This is a genomic window from Mesorhizobium sp. M4B.F.Ca.ET.089.01.1.1 (assembly GCF_004022605.1).
Classification (GTDB): Bacteria; Pseudomonadota; Alphaproteobacteria; order Rhizobiales; family Rhizobiaceae; genus Mesorhizobium; species Mesorhizobium abyssinicae.
Window position 1 is genome coordinate 1 of sequence record NZ_RZOS01001459.1, and the last position, 430, is coordinate 430.

Consider the following 430-nt stretch of genomic DNA (forward strand, 5'->3'; position numbering starts at 1 on the left):
GGTCGACACCGCCTACACCGCCATCAACGACGTCAAGGACCAGGTCGACCTGATCAAGTCCAAGCTGGTCACCGCCCGCGGCGCCAGCCAGGAAGACCAGCAGAAGATCGCGACCGAAATCAACGCCATCCAGGCGCAGATCAAGTCGTCGGTCACCAACGCCAACTTCGCCGGCTCGAACCTGCTGCAGAACGACGGCCTCGCCGCGTCCGACCTTAAGATCGTCGCTTCCTACAACCGCACCGGCGCGACCGTCACCATCGACACCATCGACGTCAAGGCTGCCGACACGCAGGTCCTCGACGTCGCCGGCACGGGCGGCATCGTCGGCGGCCTGCTCGCCACGGCCTTCTTCGATCCGAGCTCTGCCGCTGTCGCCGACACTGCCATCGACACCGCGCTCGGCAGCGTTGAAACGGCGCATGGCAAG

The 430-nt window shown here is 65.6% G+C and carries 1 pseudogene; it reads left to right on the plus strand.

The annotated features are described in order from the left end of the window. A pseudogene (locus tag EN780_RS37895) lies at positions 1-430 on the plus strand (flagellin); the annotation flags it as partial.